General features: G+C 51.0%; 4 protein-coding genes. 3 read left to right on the top strand and 1 reads right to left on the bottom strand.

What is annotated here, in order from left to right:
* The 3 genes from Q0R17_RS17280 to Q0R17_RS17270 all read left to right on the top strand — a co-directional run.
* A partial coding sequence (locus tag Q0R17_RS17280) for a phytanoyl-CoA dioxygenase family protein (protein ID WP_293937234.1) occupies positions 1–555 on the top strand: 555 nt, incomplete at its 5' end.
* A gap of 91 nt (positions 556–646) precedes the next feature.
* Positions 647–841 (top strand): PspC domain-containing protein, encoded by a 195-nt coding sequence (locus Q0R17_RS17275; protein WP_099396751.1) that lies wholly within the window; start codon positions 647–649, stop codon positions 839–841.
* 36 nt (positions 842–877) lie between these two features.
* Entirely contained in the window at positions 878–1,774 is an 897-nt protein-coding gene (locus tag Q0R17_RS17270; RefSeq protein WP_293937228.1) for a DMT family transporter, read from the top strand.
* Positions 1,775–1,842: 68 nt separating this feature from the next.
* On the opposite strand, the gene Q0R17_RS17265 is transcribed toward Q0R17_RS17270, so the two are convergent.
* Positions 1,843–2,916: FAD-dependent oxidoreductase (locus Q0R17_RS17265; RefSeq protein WP_293937226.1), on the bottom strand; the 1,074-nt coding region annotated here is incomplete at its 5' end.

Raw genomic sequence — 2,916 nt, 5'->3', positions numbered from 1 at the left:
GTAGGAACACGGCGTTTATTATCGCAAGATTGGTGCCGCTCTCTGGCTGTAAAAATCCGCCAGCATCCGGCTTTGTCATCATTGCTGTCTGGCATGGTTGTGGTGCAGTGCACCTTTTTTGAAAAATCTGCCTCCCGCAATTGGCTTGTTGCAGTGCATCAGGATTTAAGTATTCCTGTGGCAGAGCGCATTGAGCATCCGGCATTGCAGGGCTGGTCAGTTAAAGAAGGACAGCAGTATGTACAAGCCCCTGTGGAGTTATTGCAGCAGCTGATAGCGGTGAGGATCCATCTGGATACCTGCGGGGCAGAGGATGGCCCGCTGCGCCTCGTGCCAGGATCACATTTGCAGGGCTTGGTGACGGCGGAGGATGCTGCCTTAGCTCGCCAGCAAGAAATCGTCTGTGTGGCTGAATCTGGTAGCGCATTGTTGATGCGGCCCTTACTTTTGCATTTATCTTCAAAATCTTCTGGAAAAAGCCAGCGTAGGGTTTTGCATTTTTTATTTGCTCCTTCAGAGCTTCCTTTAGGGCTTCGCTGGAGCGATACAGTTTGATTGAGGTATTTGTTTGATTATTGATCGTGCAGAAACGTGATATTTTTTGTGGAACGGATTGCCAATCGCAGTGCTAACTAGGAAATAAACCATGAATAAAGTCTTACGTAGAAGTCGTGATGATCAATGGATTGCAGGGGTAATGGGCGGGCTGGCAGATTATCTAGGAATAGGCTCAGGCAAGCTGCGCCTGATTTTTGTGATCGTGTCTTGCTTATCAGCGGCGTTTCCCGGAATTTTTGTATATTTGATTTTGTGGTTTTTGATGCCTAAGCAAGGTGCTTGATTACTCATTTACACACTTTATCCATTGGATTTAAAAATGTCCGTTGCTAGTGCTTTACGCTTGATTCTGCTTGCAGCCCTTTGGGGCGCTTCTTTTTTGTTTTTACGCCTTTCTGTGGCCAGTATGGAGCCCGCCTGGTTAATCACATTCAGAGTCGGCGTAGCAGCGGTTTTTTTATCGGCGGTTGCCCTGTTTACAAAACGGCAGTTTGATTGGAAAGCGCATAAAGTTGAGCTTCTAGTGCTAGGCGTGCTCAATGGTGCAATTCCCTTTGTTTGTTATGCCTTGGCAGCAAAAACACTCACGGCATCGTTGATGTCGATTCTGAATGCCACCGCGCCCATCTGGGGAACACTGCTGGCGGTGATATTTATGCGGCAGAGGCCAGGTTTAAAGGCGCTGGCGGGATTGCTATTGGGAATCACTGGGGTTGCCATCTTGGTGGGGTTGGATAAGGTGAGTGCTAAGCCTGGCGCAGGAATGGCAATTCTGGCCTCTCTTGTTGCAACCTTTTGCTACGGCCTTGCCAGTGTGTATACGCGCATGAAGGTGAGGGGCATTGCTTCATTTGATATGGCACACGGCAGTATGTGGGCTGCAACGCTGGTTCTGCTGCCATTTTTGTTGTGGATACCTGCTCCGCTTGCCATCGCGATTAGCCCGATTGTGGCTGTAGCGGTTTTGGGCTTGGGTGTGCTCTGCACAGGGCTCGCATTTTTAATTTATTTCCGCTTGATTCAGGATATTGGCCCTGCATCGACGCTGACGGTTACTTTTCTGATCCCCGTGTTTGGTATTTTATGGGGAGTATTGTTCTTGGGCGAAAGCGTGGGCAGCAATACCTTTGCCGGAGCAGCCTTGGTGTTACTGGGTACGGCGCTGGCGACGGGGTTTTCACCAGGGGCTTTATGGGTGAAAAAAGCGCAGGCATGACGTGGCTTGAGCGTATAAAAAAACCATCACCTTTTGAGTGATGGTTTTTTTTATTTTTGAAGGGCTGCTTAAAATCCCATCGCTAAATTAAATCCTTCGGCAATAGCGCGTTTGGCGTCTACTTCTCCTGCAAGTAGCGCGCCGCCAATGCGGTGGACGGGTGCTCCGCTTGCACTGAGTTCATCCCAAAGCGTTGTTACCGATTCCTGCCCTGCGCAGAGCACAATCTGATCGACTTCAAGGCAGATTTCTTCATTATTTTGCTTAATATGCAGGCCAGCATCGTCGATTTTCAGGTATTCAACTGAGCCGAGCAGGTTTACGCCGCGCAATTGCAAGGTGGCGCGGTGTACCCAGCCCGTGGTTTTGCCGGGGCCGCTGCCAGGCTTGCCCTTGCTGCGTTTTAATAGCCAGATTTCGCGGCCGCTAGGCTGCATGGCGGGTTTGGCTAAGCTGCCCGCGCTCTTCATGCTGGAATCAATACCCCAGTCGCGGATAAAGTTATCTGTAGGGCTGAGATCGCTGTGGGTTTCGGATAGGAACACCGCCGTATCAACGCCAATACCGCCTGCGCCAATAATCGCAATTTTTTTGCCGGGTTTTACTTCGCCGCGTAGCAGGGCTGGGTAGGAAACCACGCTTGGGTGATCGATTCCTGTTAAGGCGGGCACGCGTGGCTTAACGCCGCTGGCGACGACAATTTCATCAAATTCACCGGCTAGCTCGGCAGCTTTGGCAAAGTGATTCAGTTTTACGGTTACGCCAAGGTAATCGAGCTGATTACGGTAGTAGCGCAGCGTTTCGGTGAATTCTTCTTTGCCTGGGATGCGCTGGGCAATACCAAATTGGCCACCAATGGCAGCGCTTGCTTCAAACAGCGTGACCTTGTGGCCTCGGCTGGCTGCGGCAGTAGCGCAAGATAATCCGGCTGGGCCTGCGCCTATCACAGCGATGCGTTTGGCTTGTTGGGTTTTGGCCGCAATCGGGAACTCGGTTTCACGGCAGGCGCGAGGATTGACCAAGCAAGAGGCTGGTTTGCCTTCAAATACATGGTCTAGGCAAGCTTGGTTACAGGCGATACAGGTGTTGATCAGATTGGCCGTCTTGCTCGCCGCTTTATTGACAAAATCAGGGTCGGCCAA

Source organism: Iodobacter sp. (genome assembly GCF_025352645.1).
Lineage (GTDB): Bacteria > Pseudomonadota > Gammaproteobacteria > Burkholderiales > Chitinibacteraceae > Iodobacter.
The sequence above is the reverse complement of the archived record's forward strand: the minus strand, read 5'-3'. Positions and strand labels throughout refer to the sequence as shown.

Excerpts from the sequence above, each read along its gene's own strand:
- Q0R17_RS17275 (WP_099396751.1), top strand. The coding sequence starts at position 647 with ATGAATAAAGTCTTACGTAGAAGTCGTGATGATCAATGGATTGCAGGG.
- Q0R17_RS17270 (WP_293937228.1), top strand. The coding sequence starts at position 878 with ATGTCCGTTGCTAGTGCTTTACGCTTGATTCTGCTTGCAGCCCTTTGG.